Source organism: Bradyrhizobium sp. USDA 4369, assembly GCF_054056435.1.
In genome coordinates this window covers 7,708,130-7,730,961 of the sequence record NZ_JBSRYH010000001.1, presented here as the reverse complement: position 1 = coordinate 7,730,961, position 22,832 = coordinate 7,708,130, and the positions used below count along the sequence as shown (strand labels likewise).

The 22,832-nt window shown below is 65.9% G+C and carries 23 protein-coding genes; 8 read left to right on the top strand and 15 right to left on the bottom strand.

Translation table 11 applies throughout. The annotated features are described in order from the left end of the window. Window positions 1–24: 24 nt before the first annotated feature. Window positions 25–1,401 carry a TIGR03808 family TAT-translocated repetitive protein gene (locus ACVIJ6_RS35140; RefSeq protein ID WP_456776487.1) on the bottom strand — a complete coding sequence of 459 codons (1,377 nt, stop codon included), beginning with the start codon at window positions 1,399–1,401 and terminating at the stop codon, window positions 25–27. A 296-nt stretch (window positions 1,402–1,697) separates the two neighbouring features. Between ACVIJ6_RS35140 and ACVIJ6_RS35135 the strand changes: the two genes are divergently transcribed. Next, complete coding sequence (locus tag ACVIJ6_RS35135) at window positions 1,698–1,985, top strand: GlsB/YeaQ/YmgE family stress response membrane protein (RefSeq protein ID WP_434902571.1); 288 nt, start codon at window positions 1,698–1,700, stop codon at window positions 1,983–1,985. 17 nt (window positions 1,986–2,002) lie between these two features. Here the strand turns inward: ACVIJ6_RS35135 and ACVIJ6_RS35130 are convergent, their stop codons facing one another. The 11 genes from ACVIJ6_RS35130 to ACVIJ6_RS35080 all read right to left on the bottom strand — a co-directional run bounded on the left by ACVIJ6_RS35130 (window position 2,003) and on the right by ACVIJ6_RS35080 (window position 11,672). Continuing rightward, window positions 2,003–2,659, bottom strand: a complete 657-nt coding sequence (locus ACVIJ6_RS35130; protein ID WP_456776486.1) for a pyroglutamyl-peptidase I family protein — start codon at window positions 2,657–2,659, stop codon at window positions 2,003–2,005. Then, window positions 2,656–3,648, bottom strand: a complete 993-nt coding sequence (gene meaB, locus ACVIJ6_RS35125) for a methylmalonyl Co-A mutase-associated GTPase MeaB (protein ID WP_456776485.1) — start codon at window positions 3,646–3,648, stop codon at window positions 2,656–2,658. Before meaB ends, ACVIJ6_RS35130 begins: the two co-directional genes overlap by 4 nt. 35 nt (window positions 3,649–3,683) lie before the next feature. Continuing rightward, window positions 3,684–4,460 carry a DUF3298 domain-containing protein gene (locus tag ACVIJ6_RS35120; protein WP_456776484.1) on the bottom strand — a complete coding sequence of 259 codons (777 nt, stop codon included), beginning with the start codon at window positions 4,458–4,460 and terminating at the stop codon, window positions 3,684–3,686. Window positions 4,461–4,582: 122 nt separating this feature from the next. Then, on the bottom strand, window positions 4,583–6,739 hold the full coding sequence (scpA, locus tag ACVIJ6_RS35115; protein WP_456776483.1) for a methylmalonyl-CoA mutase: 2,157 nt from the start codon (window positions 6,737–6,739) through the stop codon (window positions 4,583–4,585). A 19-nt stretch (window positions 6,740–6,758) separates the two neighbouring features. Beyond that, complete coding sequence (locus tag ACVIJ6_RS35110; RefSeq protein ID WP_456776482.1) at window positions 6,759–7,223, bottom strand: GFA family protein; 465 nt, start codon at window positions 7,221–7,223, stop codon at window positions 6,759–6,761. A 2-nt stretch (window positions 7,224–7,225) separates the two neighbouring features. Beyond that, the gene (locus ACVIJ6_RS35105; RefSeq protein ID WP_456776481.1) at window positions 7,226–9,091 is read right to left on the bottom strand and encodes a methylmalonyl-CoA mutase family protein; all 1,866 of its coding nucleotides are present in this window, start codon (window positions 9,089–9,091) and stop codon (window positions 7,226–7,228) included. Between the two features lie 100 nt (window positions 9,092–9,191). After that, window positions 9,192–9,683 (bottom strand): 2-amino-4-hydroxy-6-hydroxymethyldihydropteridine diphosphokinase, encoded by a 492-nt coding sequence (gene folK / locus ACVIJ6_RS35100; protein WP_456776480.1) that lies wholly within the window; start codon window positions 9,681–9,683, stop codon window positions 9,192–9,194. 4 nt (window positions 9,684–9,687) lie between these two features. Beyond that, a complete protein-coding gene (gene folB / locus ACVIJ6_RS35095; protein ID WP_456776479.1) occupies window positions 9,688–10,056 on the bottom strand; it encodes a dihydroneopterin aldolase in 369 nt (122 codons plus the stop codon). Continuing rightward, on the bottom strand, window positions 10,053–10,910 hold the full coding sequence (gene folP, locus ACVIJ6_RS35090; RefSeq protein WP_456776478.1) for a dihydropteroate synthase: 858 nt from the start codon (window positions 10,908–10,910) through the stop codon (window positions 10,053–10,055). The genes folB and folP overlap by 4 nt, the downstream gene beginning before the upstream one ends. A 79-nt stretch (window positions 10,911–10,989) precedes the next feature. Continuing rightward, window positions 10,990–11,397, bottom strand: coding sequence for a DUF4332 domain-containing protein (locus ACVIJ6_RS35085; RefSeq protein ID WP_012043168.1), 408 nt, complete (start codon window positions 11,395–11,397; stop codon window positions 10,990–10,992). 38 nt (window positions 11,398–11,435) lie between these two features. Then, window positions 11,436–11,672, bottom strand: coding sequence for a hypothetical protein (locus ACVIJ6_RS35080; protein ID WP_456776477.1), 237 nt, complete (start codon window positions 11,670–11,672; stop codon window positions 11,436–11,438). A 323-nt stretch (window positions 11,673–11,995) separates the two neighbouring features. Here ACVIJ6_RS35080 and ACVIJ6_RS35075 point away from each other — a divergent pair, with 323 nt between their 5' ends. Together ACVIJ6_RS35075 and ACVIJ6_RS35070 are read left to right on the top strand one after the other, a co-directional pair. Continuing rightward, the gene (locus tag ACVIJ6_RS35075; protein WP_456776476.1) at window positions 11,996–13,606 is read left to right on the top strand and encodes a helicase HerA-like domain-containing protein; all 1,611 of its coding nucleotides are present in this window, start codon (window positions 11,996–11,998) and stop codon (window positions 13,604–13,606) included. A 145-nt stretch (window positions 13,607–13,751) separates the two neighbouring features. Beyond that, complete coding sequence (locus ACVIJ6_RS35070) at window positions 13,752–15,155, top strand: M20/M25/M40 family metallo-hydrolase (protein ID WP_456776475.1); 1,404 nt, start codon at window positions 13,752–13,754, stop codon at window positions 15,153–15,155. A gap of 18 nt (window positions 15,156–15,173) precedes the next feature. Here ACVIJ6_RS35070 and ACVIJ6_RS35065 read toward each other — a convergent pair whose 3' ends face one another. Continuing rightward, a complete protein-coding gene (locus ACVIJ6_RS35065; protein WP_456776474.1) occupies window positions 15,174–16,391 on the bottom strand; it encodes a diguanylate cyclase in 1,218 nt (405 codons plus the stop codon). Between the two features lie 149 nt (window positions 16,392–16,540). Continuing rightward, the gene (locus ACVIJ6_RS35060) at window positions 16,541–17,638 is read right to left on the bottom strand and encodes a trypsin-like peptidase domain-containing protein (RefSeq protein ID WP_456776473.1); all 1,098 of its coding nucleotides are present in this window, start codon (window positions 17,636–17,638) and stop codon (window positions 16,541–16,543) included. A 222-nt stretch (window positions 17,639–17,860) separates the two neighbouring features. Here ACVIJ6_RS35060 and groES point away from each other — a divergent pair, with 222 nt between their 5' ends. The 5 genes from groES (at window position 17,861) to ACVIJ6_RS35035 (ending at window position 21,649) form a co-directional block, all read left to right on the top strand. Beyond that, window positions 17,861–18,175, top strand: coding sequence for a co-chaperone GroES (groES, locus tag ACVIJ6_RS35055; RefSeq protein ID WP_012043173.1), 315 nt, complete (start codon window positions 17,861–17,863; stop codon window positions 18,173–18,175). 43 nt (window positions 18,176–18,218) lie between these two features. Then, on the top strand, window positions 18,219–19,841 hold the full coding sequence (gene groL / locus ACVIJ6_RS35050; RefSeq protein WP_456776472.1) for a chaperonin GroEL: 1,623 nt from the start codon (window positions 18,219–18,221) through the stop codon (window positions 19,839–19,841). A 309-nt stretch (window positions 19,842–20,150) separates the two neighbouring features. After that, window positions 20,151–20,333, top strand: coding sequence for a hypothetical protein (locus ACVIJ6_RS35045; RefSeq protein ID WP_316197839.1), 183 nt, complete (start codon window positions 20,151–20,153; stop codon window positions 20,331–20,333). Window positions 20,334–20,550: 217 nt separating this feature from the next. Next, the gene (locus ACVIJ6_RS35040) at window positions 20,551–21,000 is read left to right on the top strand and encodes an Hsp20 family protein (RefSeq protein WP_456776471.1); all 450 of its coding nucleotides are present in this window, start codon (window positions 20,551–20,553) and stop codon (window positions 20,998–21,000) included. Between the two features lie 88 nt (window positions 21,001–21,088). Next, complete coding sequence (locus tag ACVIJ6_RS35035; protein WP_456776470.1) at window positions 21,089–21,649, top strand: hypothetical protein; 561 nt, start codon at window positions 21,089–21,091, stop codon at window positions 21,647–21,649. Between the two features lie 126 nt (window positions 21,650–21,775). Here ACVIJ6_RS35035 and ACVIJ6_RS35030 read toward each other — a convergent pair whose 3' ends face one another. Beyond that, entirely contained in the window at window positions 21,776–22,555 is a 780-nt protein-coding gene (locus ACVIJ6_RS35030) for a class II aldolase/adducin family protein (protein WP_456776469.1), read from the bottom strand. Window positions 22,556–22,832: the final 277 nt, after the last annotated feature.

Genomic DNA, 22,832 nt, shown 5'->3' with positions numbered 1-22,832 from the left:
TTCGCGCGAACAACGCGAGGCGCCTCAGCTGCGTTGCACGGCGTTTGCGGTGACCACGAGCTGGCTGAATTGCTGCGTGCCGGCCTGCGTCAGATCCGCGGTCACCGGCTTGATGTGATCCAGCCCGATCACAGCGCCCCGCGGCGTGCCCGAGATCATGTTGTTGCTGACGAGAGCCGTGCCGGCGCCGCGGACGACGGACACGCCGACGCCGGCCAGCGCGTTGCGGATCACGTTGCCGGAGATGACGACGTCCCTGAGATAGCGGCCCCAGCCGGCGACGATGCCGTAGGATGGGGCATTCTCAATGACATTGCCGGTCACCGCGGAATCCGCCTCGACATAGATGCCGATCCCGGCGTCGTCGTCGGGCGCGGTGCCGATCGGACGCTTCGGGATCAGGTTGCGGATGATGTTGCCCTGGACGACGGCGATGCGGCCGCCTTCGTTGAAGTTGCAGACGGAGACGCCGAAGGCGGCGCCGTCCACCGTGTTGCCGCTGATCACCGCGCCCTCGAACGCGAACTCCGAATAGAGCGCGACCTCGCGCATATCGGTCACGCTGTTGCCGACGATCTGGATGTTCGAGGCTGAGTTGCCGCGTACGGCCGAGTAGTCGCAATTCTTGATCCGATTGCCGCGGATGATCACGTTGCCGGCGCGAAAGGCGTTGATGGCATTGCCATATTGGCCGGAGCCGCCGGGGCCGGCCTTGATGTCCTCGATGACGTTGTCGAGCACCATCGTGCCGTCGTCGCCGATCGCCGCGCGCAGGATCTCGATGCCGTTGTCGCGCGTGCCCTTGATGGTGTTGCGCGACACGATCAGCCCGAGCGCGTCGAATGACACGATCGCGGTGACCGCGATGCCGGTGAGGACGTTGCCGCTGACATCGCCGGAGACCTGCTCGAGCCAGATGCCGCTGCCGCCGGAACGGGTGATCTCGCAATCGATGACTCGGATATCGCGGGCGGCCGCGAGATGCAGCAGGCCGCGGCGCTGGGGCAGGGCGATGCTGCCGCCGTCGAGCGAGAGACCGTCGATGCCGGCGCCATCAGCGCCTTCGCCTGATAGCAGCGACGGGCCGCCGCCGGTGAAGACGAGCTTCGTTGCGCCGCGGACGCCGACCAGCTGGGTGCCCTTGGCGAGTCGCAGCATCGAGCTTCTGTAGCTGCCGGGCGGCAGTGCCAGCGGGGCCTGGACCCGTGCGGCCTCGTCGATCGCGCGCTGCAGCGCGCGGGTCTGGTCGTCGGGACTGTTGGGCTTCACGCCATATTGCGTGGCATCGCGGCCGAGCGTGGAGATCAGCGGTGCGGCCTGTGCGGCATCGACCGGCAAGGCCAAGGCCCCGGCGGCGCCGGCGGCCGATCCGGCCAGAATGCGGCGGCGATTGACATCCATGGTCAGCGTCTCGCGCAAAAGATGATGGGCTGCCACGACTTAAGCCGAAAGCCTCAAAGCTGATGCTGAGGATCAGCGCCGGCGCCTGGGATTGTTGCCGGTAGGGTTAAAGCTTCACATCAGGCCGTCGCGGGCGTTTGGCCTGCGTGCGGCGTGCGTGAGCCGGCCGAGGCGGATGTCATCGGACTGCGGACAGATGCGCCCCAAGCAGCTATTCGCCGGGACGACATCCTCCCGAGGGAACCATCGGGACTCGCCGAGATTGTTCCCGCGACGGATCAAAGGAGGAGAGGGTCATGCATTTGTCCAACGAGAGTCTGCTGGTCATTCTGTTCGTCGGCATCGTCGCCGGGTGGCTCGCGGGCCGCGTCATGGAAGGTGGGGGCTTTGGCCTGATCGGCGACCTGATCGTCGGCCTGCTCGGCGCCTTCGTCGGCAACTGGCTGCTGCCGCGGCTCGGCATTCACCTGGGCGTCGGACTGGTGGCCGCGATCATCAACGCGTTCATCGGCGCCGTGGTCCTGCTGCTCGTGCTGCGCCTGATCGGCGGCGGATTTGGCCGCCGGCGCCGCTGGAGCGCGTGATATCCAGTTGAAGGACGTCAGCCGGCGCGGCAGGACGCCTGTCGCGCGAGCTTGACTAGCTCCATCAGCATGGCTTCGCCGGCGTCGACCAGCGCCTCCAAGGTGATGCGCGGGCTGCCCTGCGGCAGCGCCATCCCGGCGCGTGGCAGCGGGGGAATGTGGATGAAGGCGGCGAGGTGCGGACCATCGGCGGCCCTGGTCGCCTCGATCGCGCGCCAGCTCAGATAGTTGCAGAGATAGCTGCCGGCATCGCGTGAGGCACGGGCATCGATGCCGGTGGCGCGCGCGGCGCGCAGCAGCCGCGCCATGTGCGGGCCAAACGGCGTCGGATGCGCGCCGGGCACGATCGTGCCCTTGCGTGCCACCTGGCGGTCGGCATCGGGGAAGCTGGTGGTGATGGCGTTGCGGGCGCGCGTCTCGATGCGCAGATACGATGTCCGGCCGGCGAGACCGAACATCAGCAGCGCATGCGGATGCCGCTCTGCGATCAGGGCCGGCAGCTCGCGATCGACGGTGGCGTAGGTGACGTGGAAGATGTGGCTGCTGATCTCGACATCGTCCAGCGCCGGCCGGCGCAGCGCCGACAGCCGCTTCACCAGCGGCATCGTCGGATTGAACGGCGCGCCGGGAAACGGGCCGAAGCCTGTCAGCAGGATGCGAAGCGGCTCGCTCATGTCAGCAGCTCCGCCAGCTGCTCGGCGGCGAGCGCCGGCGCCACGTGGCCCTCGGCGACGTCGGTCTCGAGCTTCTTCACTCTTGTGCGGATCGACGGATCGGTGCGCAGCCGCGCCATCAGCCGCTGCTCCAGCATGGTCCACATCCATTTCACCTGCTGGTCGCGCCGGCGCGCGGCGAACTCGCCGGAGGCGATCATGGCCTTGCGATGGTCGAGCACCTTCTGCCACAGCTCGGCAATGCCGGTGCCGGCCATCGCCGAGTAGGTCACAACCGGCGGATGCCAATGCTCGGAGCGCGGGGCGAGCAGGTGTAGCGCGCCGCGATAATCTGCCGCCGTGATGTTGGCGCGCTTGACGTTGTCGCCATCCGCCTTGTTGATCGCGATCATGTCGGCGAGCTCGACCAGGCCCTTCTTGATGCCCTGCAGCTCGTCGCCGCCGCCGGGCAGCATCAGCGCCAGGAAGAAGTCGGTCATGTCGCAGACGGCGGTCTCGGACTGGCCGATGCCGACGGTCTCCACCAGGATCACGTCGAAGCCCGCGGCCTCGCACAGCAGTATCGCCTCGCGCGTCTTGGCGGCGACGCCGCCGAGCGTGCCCGACGACGGCGAGGGCCGGATGAAGGCGTGCTCGTCGTGAGAGAGCCGCGCCATCCGCGTCTTGTCACCGAGGATGGACCCGCCGGTGCGCGCCGAGGAGGGGTCGACCGCGAGCACCGCGACCTTGTGGCCCTGTGCGATCAGATACATGCCGAGCGCATCGATCGTGGTCGACTTGCCGACGCCGGGCGAGCCGGTGATGCCGACGCGAAACGCGCTCCCGGTTTGCGGCAGTACCGCCTGCACGAGTTCGCGCGCCGCGGCCTGATGGTCGGCGCGGCGGCTCTCCACCAGCGTGATCGCGCGGGCCAGCGCCGCGCGGCTGCCGGCGCGGAGATTGTCGGCCAATGCCGTCGTGTTTGGCTGAGCGGGGGAGCGGGAGGACATGCGCCCGTTATAGCGGATGCGCGCGGCCGGGCCAGCTAGTTGTCTTCCGCGTCCCCCTTCGGCCTGACGCCGCCGAAGATCGCCTGGCCCTCGGGGCTGAGATAGGGCTTCAGCGTCTCCCAGGGCACGAAGGCGACATACTGGCCTTCGGCATAGGGGCCGACCGCATAGGGCGGATAATGGAAGGTGAGGCCGGAGCTCTTGCCGGTCTCCGTCGACGGCGCGAGCGTGACGGCGCCGATCTTCAAGAGAGCCGGTTCCAGTCCCTTGAACCATTCTGCCGTGGCCGTCTCCCCGGCATCCCGCTTCTTCTTCTCAGCTTTCAGCGACGTGATCACCGCCGCCAGCATCGCCTTCATCGTGGCACCATTGTCGGCGGTCTCGGTGAAGAACGGACGGATGCTGATCGGCTTGGTCTGGGCCTTGTCCCACAGGATGGTGTTGACGTCGCTGTTGGGATGCGCGGCGCGCGTGTCCATGTAGTCGTCTCTGACGATGCTGACGTAGCGGTCGGCGACCACCGAGCGCACGGAATATCTGCGCTCGAACGACCACTTGCCGTCGCGGAACGTTTCCGGATCCTCCTTGCGCTCCTTTGCGGCCTCGGCGGCGTTCTTGTCGATCCACTTCTTGCCGTCGGCGAGGCAATAGGCGGCGAGCGGCGCGTCGGCCTTGATCCGCGCATCGAGCGTGACGTTGGCCTCGACCGCCTTGGTGTTGATGGTGGCGTCCGGCTTGGGGTCGGCTGCAAGGGCAGGGGATACGGCGAGCAGGCCGAGGAGCGCAGCAATGCAGATCGAGGTCCGCGTCATGGCAATCGATTTATCCAATGGGTGAAGATGCGTATCGCGGGGAGACGCCGAGGTTCATGCCAACTCATTGGCGCGCGATCTGACGACCGCGTGCCGGTCCATGCGCCTGCGAATCCGAAGAACTACTCCGCCGCCTCGCTGTGGCCGAGGCGGGCGTTGAGCTTGTGGATCAGCTCCTCGGCCGCATCGGCGATCACGGTGCCCGGCGGGAAGATCGCCTCGGCGCCGGACTTATAGAGCGCGTCGTAATCCTGCGGCGGCACGACGCCGCCGACGATGATCATGATGTCCTCGCGGCCCTGCTTCTTGAGCGCTGCCTTCAGCTCCGGCACCGCGGTGAGATGGGCGGCCGCCAGCGACGAGACGCCGAGAATGTGCACGTCGTTCTCGACCGCCTGCCGCGCCGCCTCGTCAGCGGTGGCAAACAGCGGTCCGATGTCGACGTCGAAGCCGATATCGGCGAAGGCCGACGCGATCACCTTCTGGCCGCGGTCATGGCCGTCCTGGCCGATCTTGGCGACCAGGATGCGCGGACGCCGGCCCTCGGCCTCCTCGAACGCCTCGATCAGCGCCTGCAGCTTCTCGGCTTTGCCGGACATGGCGGCAATCTCCCGCTTGTAGACGCCGGTGATGGACTTGATCTCGGCGCGATGGCGGCCGAACACTTTCTCCAGCGCGTCGGAGATCTCGCCGACGGTCGCCTTGGCCCGCGCCGCATCGATCGCCAGCGCCAGCAGATTGCCATTGCCGTCGCCGGCCGAGCGCGTGAGCGCAGCCAGTGCGGCATCGACCTCGACCTGCTTGCGCTCGGATTTCAGCCTGGAGAGCTTGTCGATCTGCAGCCGGCGCACGGTGGAATTGTCGACTTTGAGCACGTCGAGCGGCGGCTCGTCCGTCGGCTTGTACTTGTTGACGCCTATCACCGATTGCCGGCCGGTGTCGATGCGGGCCTGGGTCTTGGCCGAGGCCTCCTCGATGCGCAGCTTCGGCACGCCGGCCTCGATCGCCTTGGCCATGCCGCCGAGCTCCTCGATCTCCTGGATGTGGCCCCAGGCCTTGGCGGCGAGATCACGGGTGAGGCGCTCGACGTAATACGAGCCGCCCCAGGGATCGATGATGCGGGTGGTGCCGCTTTCCTGCTGCAGGAACAATTGCGTGTTGCGGGCGATCCGCGCGGAGAAGTCGGTCGGCAGCGCGAGCGCTTCGTCGAGTGCGTTGGTGTGCAGCGACTGCGTATGGCCTTGCGTCGCCGCCATCGCCTCGACGGCCGTGCGCACCACGTTGTTGTAGACGTCCTGCGCGGTCAGCGACCAGCCCGAGGTCTGGCTGTGGGTGCGCAACGACAGCGAGCGCGGATCCTTCGGGTTGAACGGCTTCAAGAGCTTCGCCCACAACAGCCGCGCGGCGCGCAGCTTGGCGACCTCCATGAAGAAGTTCATGCCGATCGCCCAGAAGAACGACAGCCTTGGTGCGAAGCGGTCGACGTCGAGCCCGGCGGCGATGCCGGCGCGCAGATATTCGACGCCGTCGGCGAGCGTGTAGGCGAGCTCGAGATCCTGCGTCGCGCCGGCTTCCTGCATGTGATAGCCGGAGATCGAAATGGAATTGAACTTCGGCATCCGCTGCGAGGTGAAAGCGAAGATGTCGGAGATGATCCGCATCGAGGGCGTCGGCGGATAGATGTAGGTGTTTCGCACCATGAACTCTTTCAGAATGTCGTTCTGAATGGTGCCCGACAGCTTTTCCGGCGGCACGCCTTGCTCTTCGGCGGCGACGACGAACAGCGCGAGGATCGGCAGCACCGCGCCGTTCATGGTCATCGACACGCTCATCTGGTCGAGCGGGATGCCGGCAAACAGGGTGCGCATGTCGTAGATCGAGTCGATCGCGACGCCGGCCATGCCGACATCGCCGCCGACGCGCGGATGGTCGGAATCATAGCCGCGATGGGTGGCGAGATCGAACGCGACCGACAGGCCCTTCTGTCCCGCGGCGAGGTTGCGCCGGTAGAACGCGTTGGAATCCTCCGCAGTGGAGAAGCCGGCATATTGCCGGACCGTCCAGGGCTGGTTGACATACATGGTTGGGTAGGGACCGCGCAGATAGGGTGCGGTCCCCGGCCATGTCTCCAGGAAATCGATGCCGGCGAGGTCGCTCTCGCCATAGGCCGGCTTCACCGGAATGCCCTCGGGCGTCAGCCACGGCTCGGCGGCACCTGCGGGCACCGGGGCCGCCGTGGGTTCGAACGCGATGGCGCTGAAATCAGGAATGCGGCTCATGGCCTCGTGTCCTCATCGCTTAGTCATGATCCGGATGCTGATGGCTGACGATGGTCGCCATCTTCTCCGGTCCGTAGTTCTGTTGTGTGGTCTGGCTCGGCAGATTGGCGATCGCGACCACCCAGCCGAGCCGGGATTCCGAGCCGAACTGGCGGGTCGGCACGACGCGGTCGGGCCTGTCGAAGGTGCCAGTCATGATCTCGATCCGCGGCCCGTCGATGGCGCCGAAGCCGAGCGGCGTGCCGCAGGCGGGGCAGAAATACCGATCGGCGATCGAGGAGGAGCGGAACGTGGCAGGCGTGCCGCGCGTCCAGGTCAGGTTCTCGCGATTGATATCGGCAAGCGAGACGAACGGCGCGCCGGAGGCCTTCTGGCACATCCGGCAATGGCAGATGCTCACGCGCGTCGGCGCTGCGTTCAGCGCGAAGCGGATCGCGCCGCATTGGCAGCCGCCGGTCAGGACGGGTTTGCTCGCCTCGGTCATGCTCACTCCAGATGCGTATAGGCGTCTTCGAGTGTCTTCAGCGCGTCGCCGCCGGCGAACACGAAGCTGCCGATCCCGGCCTCGCGCAGCACAGTTTCCTGCTCGCCGCCGCGGCCCGCCAGATAGATATGCCGCGCGCCGGCGGCCTGAAGGGCCTTGGCGGCGGGAACCGCGGTTTCAGCATAGACCTTGTCCGACGAGCAGAGGCAGACGATGGCTGCGCCAGAGGCGCTGTAGGCGGCCGCGAGCGCGGTCGGATCGGCGCCGCCCGGGCCGTCGACCGCTGCGATGCCGCCGGCTTCGAAGAAGCTGCGGGCGAAGGTGGCGCGCGCGGTGAAGTCGGCGGCGCTGCCGAGATTGGCGAGGAAGATGGCCGGCCGCTGGCCCTTGCTCTTGAGCAGGGCATCAGAGCGGTCGCGCAGTCTTTCGAACGCGTCCGCGAGACGGATCGGCGCGAGCGCAGCAAAGGTAAGAGCAGCCTTGGCAGCTGGTTGCGGAGCCAGCGGTGCGACCGCGTCGACCGCGACCTCGGCCTCATGGAGGTTCGGAAACTCGCTGGCGCCGGTGAGCACGTCGCGGCGCTTGGCGATATTGGCGCCGCGCACCTGTTTCACCGCGGCGATCTTGGACTGGATCAAGCCGGCCTGCAGCGCGGCCACCACACCGCCGGCCTTCTCGATCTCCTGGAACAGCGCCCAGGCGGCGGTGCTCAGTTCGTTTGTCAGCGCCTCGATGCCGCCGGCGCCGGCGGCGGGATCGGCCACGCGGGCGAGATTGCTCTCTTCGAGCAGCACCAATTGGGTGTTGCGCGCGACGCGGCGCGCAAAGGCATCGGGCAGGCCGAGCGCCGCGGTGTGCGGCAGAACCGTGATCGCATTGGCGCCGCCGAGGCCGGCTGCGAAGGTCGCGATGGTCGCGCGCAGCATGTTCACATAGGGATCGCGCCTGGTGAGCATGCGCCACGCGGTCTCGCCGGAGATGAAGAGCGGCTTGGGTGCCAGCCCGCACGCGGCCTCGATGCGCGCCCACAGCCGGCGCAGGCTGCGGAACTTCGCCAGCGTCAGGAACTGATCGGTGTCGGCGGCGAGCCGCGCATAGATCATCTCGCGCGCAGTCTCCAATGCGACGCCGCCGGCTTCGAGCACGCGCAGATAAGCGACAGCGGAGGCGAGCACGAATGCGAGCTCCTGTGCTTCCGATCCGCCCGCATCATGCACGACGCGTCCATCGGCCGCGAGGAACGGGCCCTTGAAGCCGCCAGCATGCAACTGCTTGACGAGTTCGACGGCGCTGCCGGCGAGCTTCGCAGCATCATGCGCGCTGGCGCCACGGCTCGCCGCGTCGCCGATCGGATCGAGGCCGAAGCGGATGTCACAGGCCGCCGGCGCAAAGCCGCGTCGTTTGACGTCGTCGGCCAGCAGCGAGGCTGCCGATATCGAGGACTCGCCGAGCTGCAATTCAATGGCAATCGCAGCGTCGAGATGGACGCCCTCAAGCGCGCGCGCCAGCGCGTCGGCGGTGGCGGCGAGTCCGAAGCCATGCGCCGCATTGGCGCCGGCAAAGACCAGCGTCAATCCGGTCGCGCCATTTTCCAGGTCGAGCAGCGCCTGCGCGTTGGCCTTGGCCGGATCGGGATGATCGACGCGCTGCATGATCTGCCACGCGGCGGCCGGTGCACGTCCGACGACGGGGGCGGCGTCCTTGGCGCGCGGGTAGATCGGCTGGATCTTGAGCCCGTCATAGGTCTTGCCGACCAGTTTCTCGAACGCCGCGCCCTTCAACACGCTATCGACCAGCTTGCGCCAGTCCGCCTCGCTGGCTGGCGCGAAATCGGCGGCCAATCGCAGCTGTTCGGTGTCGGTCGTCATGCGGCTCGTATCTCCCGGGCGTCTGTTATCGCGATTATTGTGGCGCAAAATGCCACGTCGCGACGGCCAAGCCAAACGGTTGTTTGGCCGGAGATGTCAGCTATTCGGCTGACGGCAGGGCCCGGATTCCGTCGCGCGAAACGCCGTTCACGGCGTCATCAACCCGGCGGCCGGCGATCCGGCGATCCGGGACGATCTCCGCCAGCGGCACCAGCACGAAGCCTCGCTCGAACAGGCGCGGATGGGGCAGGGTGAGGTCGGGCGTGTCGAGGGTCAGGTCGTCATAGGCGATGAGATCGAGATCGAGCGTGCGCGGGCCCCAGCGGGTCTCCTGGGCACGGTTACGGCCGAACATGCGCTCGACCTCGTGCAGACTGGCGAGCAAAGCCTGCGGCGCAGCGGTGGTCTCGATGGCGATGCAGGCGTTGACGAAGGGCGGTTGCTGCTCCTCGCCCCATGGCGGGGTGACGTAGTCGGATGACCGCGCCACAAGGCGCGCGGAGGCGCGCCGGCAGATCTCCGGGATCGCCTGCCGGAAGGTCGTGCGGACATCGCCGACATTGCCACCGAGAGCAATCAGCGCGCTGGCCATCGCGTCACGGATGCCGCGAACGCGTCAGCACCACGCCGACATCCTCGAAAATGGCGGCGATCGGAGCATGCGGCTTGTGCACCGTGACCTTGACCGCGCGGATGCGGGCGAAGGTTGCCAGGATCGCATCGGCCACCGCGCCGGCGGCGCGTTCGAGCAGGCGGTAGTTCGTATCCTTGAAGGCGGCGGTAGCGGTCTCCACCACGTCGGAATAGGACACGGTATCGGCCAGACGGTCGCTACGCGAGGAGTCCGACAGGTCGGTGTCAAGCTCGAGGTCGATGACGAAGCGCTGGCCGACCTCGCTCTCATGCTCCATCACGCCGTGTCGCGCATGGATCAGGACGCCTTTGATGAAAATCCTATCGGTCATCGCTGTGCCTCGATTGCCGCGGCCACACGCACGGCTTGAACGGTTTCGGCGACGTCATGCGCTCGGATGATCGTCGCGCCGCGCTGAGCAGCCATCAGATGCGCCGCGATCGATCCGCCGAGCCGTTCTCGGGGCTCCGACTCCACGACGCTGCTGATGAAGCGCTTGCGCGAGGCGCCGACCAGCAGCGGCAGTCCGAAGCGCGCGAATTGATCGAGCCGCGCCAGCGCCGTCATGCTCTGTTGTGGCGTCTTGCCGAAGCCGATGCCGGGGTCGAGCACGATGTTGCCGGCGGCAATGCCGGCCTTGGCGGCGATCTCGAGCGAGCGCGTGAAGAAACGGAGCATGTCGTCGATGATGTCGATGTCCGGATCGACCGTGACGCGGTTGTGCATCACCACGACCGGCGCGCCGTGCGCGGCGACGATCTCGGCCATCGCGGGATCGAGCTGCAGTCCCCAGACATCGTTGGCGATCCGAACGCCCTGGTCCAGTGCGTAGACCGCAACTTCAGATTTCATGCTGTCGATCGACACGGGCACGCCGAGTGCAACGATGGCAGGAAGAACGGGACGCAGGCGGGCCATTTCCTCTGCTGCGGTCACGGGCTCCGCGCCCTTGTAGGGCCGGGTCGATTCGGCGCCGATATCGATGATCTCGGCGCCCGCCGCGATCATGCTTTTTGCCTGGGCGATGGCGCGGTCCGGTGCGTCAAAACGGCCGCCATCGGAGAAGGAGTCCGGCGTGACATTCAGGATGCCCATTACCGCCGGATAGGGGCGGGCCAGCCACGGCTGCAGCAGCGGGTGGCTTGATGCGAGGTCTGATGCGGAGTGCGGCGAAATGGCGCTCATGGGCGCCGCTTTGCGCGGTTGCTACGGGCGAGTCAAGGTGTCGCGCTGCAACAGCCGCGCGCATCCCGCCAGCCGCAGCTCAATAGCTGATCTTCGGCTCCAGCCGCCGCGCTTTTTCGATCAACTGCCCGACCGACTTCTCCGACGGCAGGATGCGAACCAGCTTCCGCCGGGTGTTCACTTCCTTGATGTTCTGCGCCAGCCGGGCGGGATTGCGGTGCGCCAGCTCGCGCACCGTGGTGACGCCGGCGGCGCGCACCAGGCAGACCTTGGCCCGGCCCATGCCGGGAATGCGCATGTAATCGGCGGCATTGGCCCAATCGAGCAGCAGCTGCTCGCTGATGCCGGTCTTGGCGGCGAGCGCCTTGCGGCCCTTGACCGTGCGGGCGGCTTCGAGGAACGAGTCGGTGGTCCGGATGCCCAAGGCTCTCAGCTTCGAGGCATAGAAGGACGTCATGCCTTCGAGTTCGGTGATTGGATATGTCATGAATACTCAGGCGAGAAGGTGCTGCGGACGACGATGCTTCAGGCGAAGCGGCCCAGGCTGGGCGCGCTTGCCGCCATCCTGCCGATCGGGACGGTTGCGCTGTGGCGGTGGTCGAGCTCGGATGGCTCAGCTGCGAGCAGTCGATGCGGCTGATGGTGCGATCCGTTGATGCGAAGACCCTCAAGCGAAACGCAGAAAGGCCATTCGATGGACCTTTCAGGCACGGCGCCATCGATGCCAGCCATTCTGGCCAGCGGCTCAATCAGCTCGCTCATGTGAACCCCGTCTTCATCCGGTCCCCCACGACCGGACGTCCTCGCTGAAAATCATCTTGATCGGACCAACCGTGAATTACAAGCGAGGAGCTGGCTCGCGTCGCGAATCGATTCGCGAACTGTTGCAGCGATGCAAGACCAGGTGGCGAGTCTACCGTTGAATGTGCAGCTTGCGTGCATCGCATGCTAAGAAGAGCACCAGAACTTTCGAAGAGGTGAAGCGGCTGGCGCTAGTTCCAAAACATGAAACTAAAGTATGTTAGTGCGCACGATGCTTGCAGCACAAGCGATGCAGCCGATCATATATAGAAAGACGGATCATCATGGCACCATCCGGAACGTCACTGGGCGATACCGACGACAAGATTTTCGTGGGTGGCGGCGAGCAGCCGGCGTGGTTGACACTTGCGTTTGCCAATCGCCATGGTCTCGTGACCGGAGCGACCGGAACGGGCAAGACCGTGTCGCTGCAGGTGATGGCCGAAGGCTTTGCGCGCGCAGGTGTTCCTGTCTTTGCCTCCGACATCAAGGGCGATCTCTCCGGGATCTCTCGGCCGGGTGAGCCCAAGGACTTCATCCTCAAGCGCGCCGGCGAGCTCGGACTGACCTATCAGGCCGATGAGTTCTCGACGGTATTTTGGGATGTGTTCGGCGAGCAGGGCCATCCGGTGCGCGCTACCGTCACTGAGATGGGCCCGCTGCTGCTTGCGCGCATGTTGGATCTCAACGATGTCCAGGAAGGGGTGCTCAACGTCGCGTTCCGCGTTGCCGACGAGAATGGCCTCGCCTTGATCGACATGAAGGATCTGCGCGCGCTGCTCGACGCCATCATTCCGGAGGCCGGAAAGAAGGGCGCGGATGCGGCAGAAGATCCGCTGGCGCCGATCCGCAAAGCGGCCCAGTCGTTCGGCAATGTGACGCGCGCCACCGTCGGCACGATCCAGCGTCAGCTGCTCGTGCTCGAGAACCAGGGCGGCACGAAGTTCTTCGGCGAGCCAGCGCTGTCGCTGAAGGACTTCATGAAGACCGACCGCGACGGCCGCGGCATGATCAACATCCTGGTTGCGGACAGGCTGCTGCAGAATCCGCGGCTCTATGCGACCTTCCTGCTGTGGATGCTCTCGGAGCTGTTCGAGGAACTGCCCGAGGTGGGCGATCTCGCCAAGCCGAAGCTGGTGTTCTTCTTCGACGAGGCGCATCTGCTGTTCAACGATGCGCCCAAGGCGCTGATGGACAAGATCGAGCAGGTGGTGCGCCTGATCCGCTCAAAAGGCGTCGGCGTCTATTTCGTCACGCAGAACCCGCTCGACGTGCCGGATCGCGTGCTCGGGCAATTGGGCAATCGCGTGCAGCATGCGCTGCGCGCCTTCACGCCGCGTGATCAGAAGGCTGTCGCTGCCGCCGCCGAGACGTTTCGTCCCAATCCCAAGCTCGACACCGCCAAGGTGATCATGGAGCTCGGCAAGGGCGAGGCGCTGGTGTCGTTCCTGGAGGGCAACGGGACGCCGGCGATGGTGGAGCGCGTCCTGATCCGGCCGCCGTCGGCGCGGATCGGACCGATCACGCCCGAGGAGCGCAAGGCGATCATGGATGCAAGCCCGGTCAAGGGCAAATACGACACCGAGATCGACGCCGAGTCCGCTTATGAGCTGCTGCAGAAGCGGATCGCTGGCACCGTGGCAACGGCGGACGCATCGTCCGGCAGCGTATTGGGCAAGATCGGTGACATCGCCGCGACCATCTTCGGCACCAACGTCAAGCGCGGTCAATTGTCGACCACGCAGGTGATCGCGCGCAATGTCGCGCGCCAGGTCACCGACAAGGTGGTGGGCGGCATCGCCGCCGATCTCGGCAAGCAGGTCGGCGGCTCGCTGGGCAGCTCGATCGGCCGCAGCCTGGTGCGTGGCGCGCTCGGCGGATTGCTGCGGCGCTGATGTCAGACCCGTTCCCGGTCGGCGCGATGTCATCGGCGCCGGCCGTGGACATGCTGCATTCTCCGCTGTCGCATGAGGCTGGCCCGGGCCGCGCAACGGAGCTACAAGCGGCCAATAGCCGTCACATGCGAAGGATCCGGTGGCCATGGCCAATGCGCAGCTTCAATCCGTTCTCGATCACATCGATGCCGATTTCGACAACAGTCTGGATCGGCTGTTCCAGCTGATCCGCATCAAATCGATCTCGGCCGATCCGGCCTTCGCAGAGGATTGCAAGGCGGCGGCCGATCACCTCGCCAAGGACCTGTCGACGCTCGGTTTCGCGACCGACGTGCGTCCGACCGCAGGCCATCCAGCCGTGGTCGGCAAGAGCAACGGCCATGGCGCGGCCAAGCCGCACGTCCTGTTCTATGGCCATTACGACGTGCAGCCGGTCGATCCGCTGGAACTGTGGCACCGGCCGCCATTCGAGCCTGTCGTCACCGATCACGCCGACGGCCGCAAGATCATCGTCGCGCGCGGCGCCGAGGACGACAAGGGCCAGTTGATGACCTTCGTCGAGGCCTGCCGCGCCTGGAAGAAGGTGACCGGGTCGCTGCCGCTCGACATCACCATGCTGATCGAAGGCGAGGAGGAGGTCGGCTCGAAGAATTTCGTGCCGTTCCTCGAAGAGAACAAGGACGAGTTCAAGGCCGACTTCGCGTTGGTCTGCGACACCGGCATGTGGGACCCCAACACGCCGGCGATCACCACCTCGCTGCGCGGGCTCTTGTACGAAGAGGTGAAGATCAAGGCGGCCAATCGCGACCTGCATTCCGGCGTGTTCGGTGGCGGCGCGCGCAACCCGATCCGCGTCCTGACCGAGGTGCTCGGCGGCCTGTTCGATGAGAATGGCAGGATCACGATCCCCGGCTTCTATGACGGCGTGAAGGACGTTCCGCCGGAGGTCCTGGAGCAGTGGAAGAAGCTGAACCTGACGCCGGAGAGCTTCCTCAAGCCTGTGGGTCTCTCGATCCCCGCTGGCGAAAAGGATCGCCTGCTGATCGAGCAGATCTCCTCGCGACCGACCTGCGACATCAACGGCATCTGGGGCGGCTATATCGGCGAAGGCTCCAAGACCGTGATCCCGTCGCTGGCGCACGCCAAGGTCTCGTTCCGTCTCGTCGAGGGCCAGGATCCGCTGAAGATCCGCAAGGCATTCCGCGACTACGTGTCAGCGCGCATTCCCGGCGACTGCTCCGTGGAATTCGGCGATCATTCGGCTGGAGCTGCGATCGCGCTCGATTGGACCATGAAGCCGCTGGCGGCTGCGAAGCAGGCGCTGACCGACGAGTGGGGCAAGGAGACCATCCTGATGGGCTCGGGCGCCTCGATCCCGATCGTCACCGACTTCAAGAAGACGCTCGGCCTCGATTCGCTGCTGGTCGGATTTGGTCTCGACGACGACAACATCCATTCGCCGAACGAGAAGTACGACCTCAAGAGCTATCACAAGGGCATCCGCTCCTGGGCCCGCATCCTCGCCGCGCTCGCGGAGATGCCGCGCTAGCAGGCGGGCGCGAACACCTCAGGCCGCGGTCAGCTTCTCGGCCGCGACCTGATCGATGCCGGCATATTTGCGCAAGGCTGCGAGATTGGCCTCAACCGAGGCCAATCTCCAGCACGATTTTCCGCTCGACTTGGCGTCATAGAGTGCGGCGTCGGCGGCAAACAGCAGAGCCTCGGCATCGCTGCCGTGCTCGGGCGCCGCCGCAATGCCGATGCTCATGCCGATATGCACGCGCGCGCCGCCCGGCAGCACCACCGGCGCAGTGATCATCTCGATGATGCGTTCGCCGAGCGCCAAAGCGTGGTCGATCGACGGATCGCTGACCAGCACGACGAACTCGTCGCCACCGATCCGCGCAATCAGGTCGGCCGGAGACACGACCTGCCGCAGCGTCCGGCCGACGATCTTCAGCAGTTCGTCGCCCGCCGCATGGCCAAAGGTGTCGTTCACCGGCTTGAAGCCGTCGAGATCGAGATAGAGCAAGGCGAAGCGCTGGTCCGCATCGGCCTTGCCCGCGAGCTTTCGTTGCAAGGCCTCGATCAGGCCGGCACGGTTGGACAGGCCCGTGAGCGGATCGCGCCGCGCCCGCTCATCGCTCTCGGTCTTGGCGCGCATGACCGCGACGAGCATCTTGTTCAGGCGGAATGCCGCGCCGGTCATCGCCACGAAGTACACCGGCATCTGCAGATACATCACGAACAGCAGCGGTTCATGGGATATCGCGACACCCGGGAGCACCGGGCCGATGCTGCACAGGATCATCGTGCCCACGAGGCGTGGCGCACTGAAATTGCGAAAGCAGATGCCGCCGACCATGGCCGCTGACGAAATGCAGGCGAGTGAAGCCGCGACCCAGTCGCCCGAGGCCAGGCTGATGCCGACACCGAAACCGACGCTGGCGCTCCAGGCCACCGAGAGCAGGATGTGGACATCGGTCGGTGTCGTGAGCTTGTTACGTGATCTGCGATAGGCGATCATCATCACGATCAGCCGCGACAGGCAGATCACGAGCTCCAGGGCGAACCAGCTGATGAAGAGGGCAGTCGGTGTGCGTAGCGCGAGCGCTGCCGCGACGGCAACGGTGTTGATGGCGCCACCGGCGAACACCGACCAGCAGCCATAGAGCTCGCCGATCAGAGCGAGGCGATTGTCGGGAGATACCTGATATCCCGGGTCTGCCAGCCAGCGCGTCACGCGCCAGCGTGGCAAACTGAAAGACAGACCGTCACCCCGCATGTCATTACCTCCGCCCTCGCGCTCACTAAGGGCAAGGCGCTTAACAGGCCTTTAGAGAGGTATCGGCGTCTCGTTCCATGCTTGATGAGCGGTAAAAAATTACTACACGTCGTGGGCGCTCCCCATTGTGGACTGAAGGTTGATCGTGCTCAGCCCGAGCTTCGCGCGCGGGCGCGTTCTTCGGTGACCGGCGCGACCTCGACCGTCGCATTGCCGAGCGCGCGGTCGCGCTCGAACACGAGGCGGACGCGTTGGCCGACCGGCGTCAGCCCAATGAGGTTGCGAACCTGCGTCGCGCTGCGCACCGGCATGTCGTTCGCCTTCACGATGATGTCGCCCTTGCGTAGTCCCGCACGTTCGGCCGGTGAGCCGACCGTCACATCGGCGACGCGGGCGCCCTGGACGCGGCCATCGGCCGGCGAATCCAGGTCGAGCAGGGTGACGCCGATGCGTCCGCGGTCGACGCGGCCGTTGGCGACCAGTTGCTCCATTACCCGTCGCGCCATGTTGATCGGCACGGCAAAGCCGATGCCGACATTGCCGCCGCCCGGCGAGATGATCGCGGTGTTGATGCCGACCAACTCGCCGCGGAGGTTGATCAGCGCCCCGCCGGAATTGCCGGGATTGATCGCGGCGTCGGTCTGGATGAAATCCTCATAGCCCTGCTTGCCGAGGCCGGTGCGCCCGAGCGCGCTGACGAGGCCGGAGGTGACGGTCTGTCCGAGGCCGAACGGGTTGCCGACCGCGATCACGAAGTCGCCGACCTCGAGCGCGTCGCTGTCGCCCATCACGATCGCCTTGAGTTCGGTGGGATCCTTGATCTGCAGCACCGCGATGTCGGTGGCGGGATCGCGCCCGACCAGGCGGGCGGAAAATTTGCGGCCGTCCTTGGTCCGGATCTGCGCGGTGCTGACATGCTCGACGACGTGATTGGCCGTCATGACGTAGCCGCGCTGCGCATCGACGATGACGCCTGAGCCGGTAGCGCTGATCTGCTTCTCGACCTGCTTGGGGACATCGAAGAACTCGCGAAACAGCGGGTCCTGGTACAGCGGATTGTCCTGCCGGACCTTGCCTTCGACCGAGATGTTGACGACGGCCGGGGTGACCTCCTTGACCAGTGGCGCCAAGGTCGGCACGCGGCCGAGCTTGAGGTCCGGGATCTGGGCGAAGGCAGGGGCAGCCAGGAGGGAGAGCACGATCGCCGGCAGCAGAACCAAAGGCCGGACACAACGCAGAATCTGCATCGTTTTTTCCTCGACGGAATCTGGACGGATTTGGCGACGGTGAAACTGGTCAGGACAGCCGGTGGGGTCAAGAGCCGTCCTGGCAATCGTTCCCGCCGAGTGCCAAAAATTTTCCGTGACCCTCTTGAACGAAAAGTTCGGCTTTCCTAGGTCGTTGTTCGCCCGGGGGCCTCATGGGACCCGGGTCCTATGACATCGCTGATCTTGTGAAGGAGGATGTGCATGCATTTCCGTCCATTGCACGACCGTGTGCTCGTGCGCCGCATCGATGCCGAAGAGAAGACCAAGGGCGGCATCATCATTCCCGACACCGCCAAGGAGAAGCCGCAGGAGGGCGAGATCGTCGCCGCGGGCCCTGGCGCGCGGAATGAGCAGGGCCAGCTCGTGCCGCTCGACGTCAAGCCGGGTGACCGCGTGCTGTTCGGCAAATGGTCCGGCACCGAGGTCAAGATCGACGGCAAGGATCTCCTGATCATGAAGGAGAGCGACCTGCTCGGCATCATCGATGCCCCCGTCGCGGCCAAGAAGGCTGCTTGATCCCCTCAACTGACAGTCATCGGTAGATAAGGAGACGACGAACATGGCTGCCAAGGACGTGAAGTTTTCCACCGACGCGCGCGACCGCATGCTGCGCGGCGTCGACATCCTCGCCAATGCCGTGAAGGTCACGCTGGGTCCCAAGGGCCGCAACGTCGTGATCGAGAAATCATTCGGCGCCCCGCGCATCACCAAGGACGGCGTCACGGTCGCCAAGGAGATCGAGCTCGAGGACAAGTTCGAGAACATGGGCGCGCAGATGGTGCGCGAAGTGGCTTCGAAGACCGCCGATCTCGCCGGCGACGGCACCACCACCGCCACCGTGCTCGCCCAGGCCATCGTCAAGGAAGGCACCAAGTCGGTCGCCGCCGGCATGAACCCGATGGACCTCAAGCGCGGCATCGATCTCGCGGTCGACGCCATCGTGGCCGACCTTAAGTCGCACGCCAAGAAGATCACCAGCAATGACGAGATCGCCCAGGTCGGCACCATCTCGGCCAATGGCGACAACGAGATCGGCCGCTTCCTCGCCGAGGCCATGCAGAAGGTCGGCAATGAGGGCGTGATCACGGTCGAGGAGGCCAAGAGCCTGGACACCGAGCTCGAGGTGGTCGAGGGCATGCAGTTCGACCGCGGCTATGTCTCGCCGTACTTCGTCACCAACACCGAGAAGATGCGAGTCGAGCTCGAGGATCCCTACATTCTGATCCACGAGAAGAAGCTGTCGGGCCTGCAGACCATGCTGCCGCTGCTCGAAGCGGTGGTGCAGTCCGGCAAGCCGCTGTTGATCGTCGCCGAGGACGTCGAGGGCGAGGCGCTGGCGACCCTGGTCGTCAACAAGCTGCGCGGCGGCCTCAAGATCGCCGCCGTCAAGGCGCCGGGCTTCGGCGATCGCCGCAAGGCGATGCTGGAGGACATCGCGATCCTCACCGGCGGCACCACGATCTCCGAGGATCTCGGCATCAAGCTGGAGAACGTGACCTTGTCGATGCTCGGCCGCGCCAAGAAGGTCGTCATCGACAAGGAGAACACCACGATCGTGGACGGTGCCGGCGCCCGGAAGGACATCGAGGCGCGGACGCAGCAGATCAGGCTGCAGATCGAGGAGACCACCTCTGACTACGACCGCGAGAAGCTGCAGGAGCGGCTGGCCAAGCTCGCCGGCGGCGTCGCTGTCATCCGCGTCGGCGGCGCCACCGAGGTCGAGGTCAAGGAGCGCAAGGACCGCGTCGACGATGCGCTGCATGCCACGCGCGCGGCAGTCGAGGAGGGCATCCTGCCCGGCGGCGGCGTGGCGCTGCTGCGCGCCACCAAGGTGCTCGACGGCGTCAAGACCGCCAATGCCGACCAGAAGGCCGGCGTCGACATCATCCGTCGCGCCATTCAGGTGCCGGTGCGGCAGATCGTGCAGAACGCCGGCGAGGACGGTTCGCTGGTGGTCGGCAAGCTCCTGGAGAAGGACACCTACAGCTGGGGCTTCAACGCCGCGACCGGCGAGTACCAGGATCTGGTACAGGCCGGCGTGATCGACCCGGCCAAGGTGGTCCGCACCGCGCTGCAGGATGCGGCTTCGGTCGCCTCGCTGCTGATCACCACCGAGGCGCTGGTTGCCGACAAGCCGAAGAAGGCGGAGGCCACCCCGGCCGCGCCGGCGATGGATTTCTGATCGCCAGCAACCGTGGCGGGCCGGCCCGGCCCGCCACGGTATTCGGTGCGCTTCGCAAAAAGAAAGCAGCTGATTGCCGCGGCTGGCCGTGGATCGGCCATAACGCGCAGCTATCACACAAGCTACGACCGCAATCCGTCCATGGCCGGCCACAATTGCCGCGGCCTCGGTGGAGCGACGGTCGACGGGAGGTGTGATTGGGGCGCTGTCGCGCCGCCCGGGGCTCGGTCGCAGCGCTTTCGCGTGTTTGCAGGGGCGATCATGCATGCCTGGCAGTACGATCATCCGCCACCCAATCCGGCCGCCGCCATGGCGATTGCCGATCCGCGGCGTTTGACTCGTTTTCTCATCGAAAGTGAGCAGCGCGTGGTCGCGCATTGCCAGACGGTGCTGTCGCGCGGCGATCTCGATGCGCGCGAGCGCGACCGGCTGGTCAGCGTACTGCGCGAGGCCACGATGCGGCTGCAACGGCTGTCGGCGGTGGCGGCCTGACCGGCCGAGCGACCGCATCGCGGATGCGGCAAAAAATCTGGCGGCAGCCTCTTGAAACCGGCTTCCGTTCTTCTAATTCGTTGTCTGCCGCTTCGGCGGTGCCGGGTGCCTTCGGGGCCCGGCTGTCATCTGGGCGCTGACCGCTTGTCTGGTACTCAGAGGTCCTGCATCGGCCAGCGCTCCTTCGTATCCATCTTGCTCTTTGGAGGACTTGGCTATGAGGACCTACGATTTCAGCCCGTTGTGGCGCTCCACCGTCGGCTTCGACCGTCTGTTCGACCTGCTGGATGAGACGCAGCGCGCGGTCGAGGACAATTATCCCCCTTACAACATCGAACGTCTCGGCGACGACCGCTATCAGATCTCGCTGGCGCTCGCCGGCTTCTCTCCGGACGAATTGGCGATCACGGCCGAGCATAATGTGCTTACGGTCGAAGGTCGCAAGGCCGACAAGGACGGCCGCGAATATCTCTACCAGGGCATCTCGTCGCGTCCCTTCAAGCGGCAGTTCAATCTCGCCGACTATGTGCAGGTCACGAAGGCGTCGTTCGACAACGGCCTGTTGCGGATCGAACTGGTGCGGGAAATTCCCGAGGCGATGAAGCCGCGCCGGATCGCGATCAACACCGCGCCGGTCGAGCAGATCGCGCAACAGAAGGCGGCGTGAGGCCGATGTCACGCGGCGCGCGGGCGGTGGTGCCCGCGCGCTTCGGCAGCAGTGTCCATGCGAAAGGAGCGTTAGGAGGAGACACGACATGAGTGAGCGCAGTGTTTCGATCACCACCGCAGGCGGGGGGACCTTCCACCCGGTCTCGCACTACGAATCCCCGGCCGATCTGCTCAACGACGCGAAACTGTCGCGGGCCGAGAAGCGGCTGATCCTGTCCTCCTGGGCATCAGACATGTATGCAGTCGAGTCACAGCCGCAGCTGCGCGACATTCCCGGCATTGCGCGGCCGCTGCGCCTGTCCGATGTCCTCGGCGCGCTGCGGCAATTGGATCGCGAGGATCAGCCGCCGCGGCCGCGCGGCGGCGCCGCGATGCGTGTCGTGCCCCGGGTCGATGTACAGGCGGACGGGGCCGCGCCGGACCATGCGCCCGGCGGGGCCGCTGGCCGGGTCAGGCCGGCCGCACGCCTGCGTTTCTCCCGCGAAGCCTTCTCCCGTGAAGCCAATGTGCGGCGCTATCGCAAGCTGCTGGCCACCCGGCTCGCCGACCACGAGCGCCGCTTCGTCGAGCGCCGGCTAGCTGAGGAACTGCGGCAGCTGCACGGCATGTCCGAGCATCAAGGCCTGGGCCGCGCAGGGCGCTGCTGACGCCCTCCCTCCTGTCGTCAGATCAACAAACCTGAACAAATCAAAACGCCGCCCGGAATTGGGCGGCGTTTCATTCCAAATAGCGTAGAGGGTGTTGACTTTTTCTACCCTCCGCGCGCGGGAAAATCAATTCCTGTAACCGGGATTGACGCGATCGAGCCTGCGCAGCAGCGGTGGCCAGACCAGCTGGTTCGAGCGCAGCTCAACGCGATCCTGATTGTCGAACAGCTTCGCGTTCTTGCCGACCACTTCGTCGCGGACCGGATAGGCCGTTGCGCCCAGCGTGCGCGTCCGAACCTGGATCGAGCAGGCGCGCTCGAGATGATACATGCGCTCGAAGGCGGAGGCGACCGAGCGCCCGACGGTCAGCGTGCCGTGATTGCGCAACAGCATGTGGTTCTTGGTGCCGAGGTCGCGCTGCAGCCGCGGCCGCTCGTCATGGTCCAGCGCCACGCCTTCATAGTCGTGATACGCGAGATCATGGGTGACATATTGGGCGATCTGGTTCAGCGGCAGCAGGCCGTCGGCGCAGCTCGACACGGCGACGCCGTCCAGCGTGTGCAGATGGATCACGCAGCCGGCATCCTCGCGCACCTCGTGGATCGCCGAATGGATGGTGAAGCCGGCCGGGTTGATGCTGTACTGGCTCTCCGACAGCTGATTGCCGTAGAGGTCGACCTTGATCAGGCTGGAGGCGGTGATCTCCTCGAACAGCAGGCCATAGGGGTTGATCAGGAAATGGTGCTCCGGGCCGGGCACGCGGGCGGAGATGTGGGTGTCGACGAGATCGTCCCAGCCGAACATCGCCACCAGGCGATAGGCGGCGGCGAGATTGACCCGCTGTGACCACTCGGCCTCGGTCATGTTCGAGGGCACGTCCTTCAGGCGAGCTTCCGCGGGCGACATGGCATTCTCCAATCTCGACATTGTGACCGAAGCCTAGGCGGCCCGCTTGCGGCCGACAAGACGCCGGGCGCAGAGGCGGCCATGCATGGATTGCGGCCTTTCGGCCGCCCATGCCGCCGCAACAGCAGGGGCGAGCACGGCGCGGCCCGTCGGTCTTGATTACCGTCAATGCGCACGGCGGCGTGCACCATAGCTTGGCGATCGACATGCTAGGCCGTGGCTCCGGCGCGCTCCGCAGGACCCTGCCGCAGGTGCATGTGCAGCGGGCGAGAGGGGT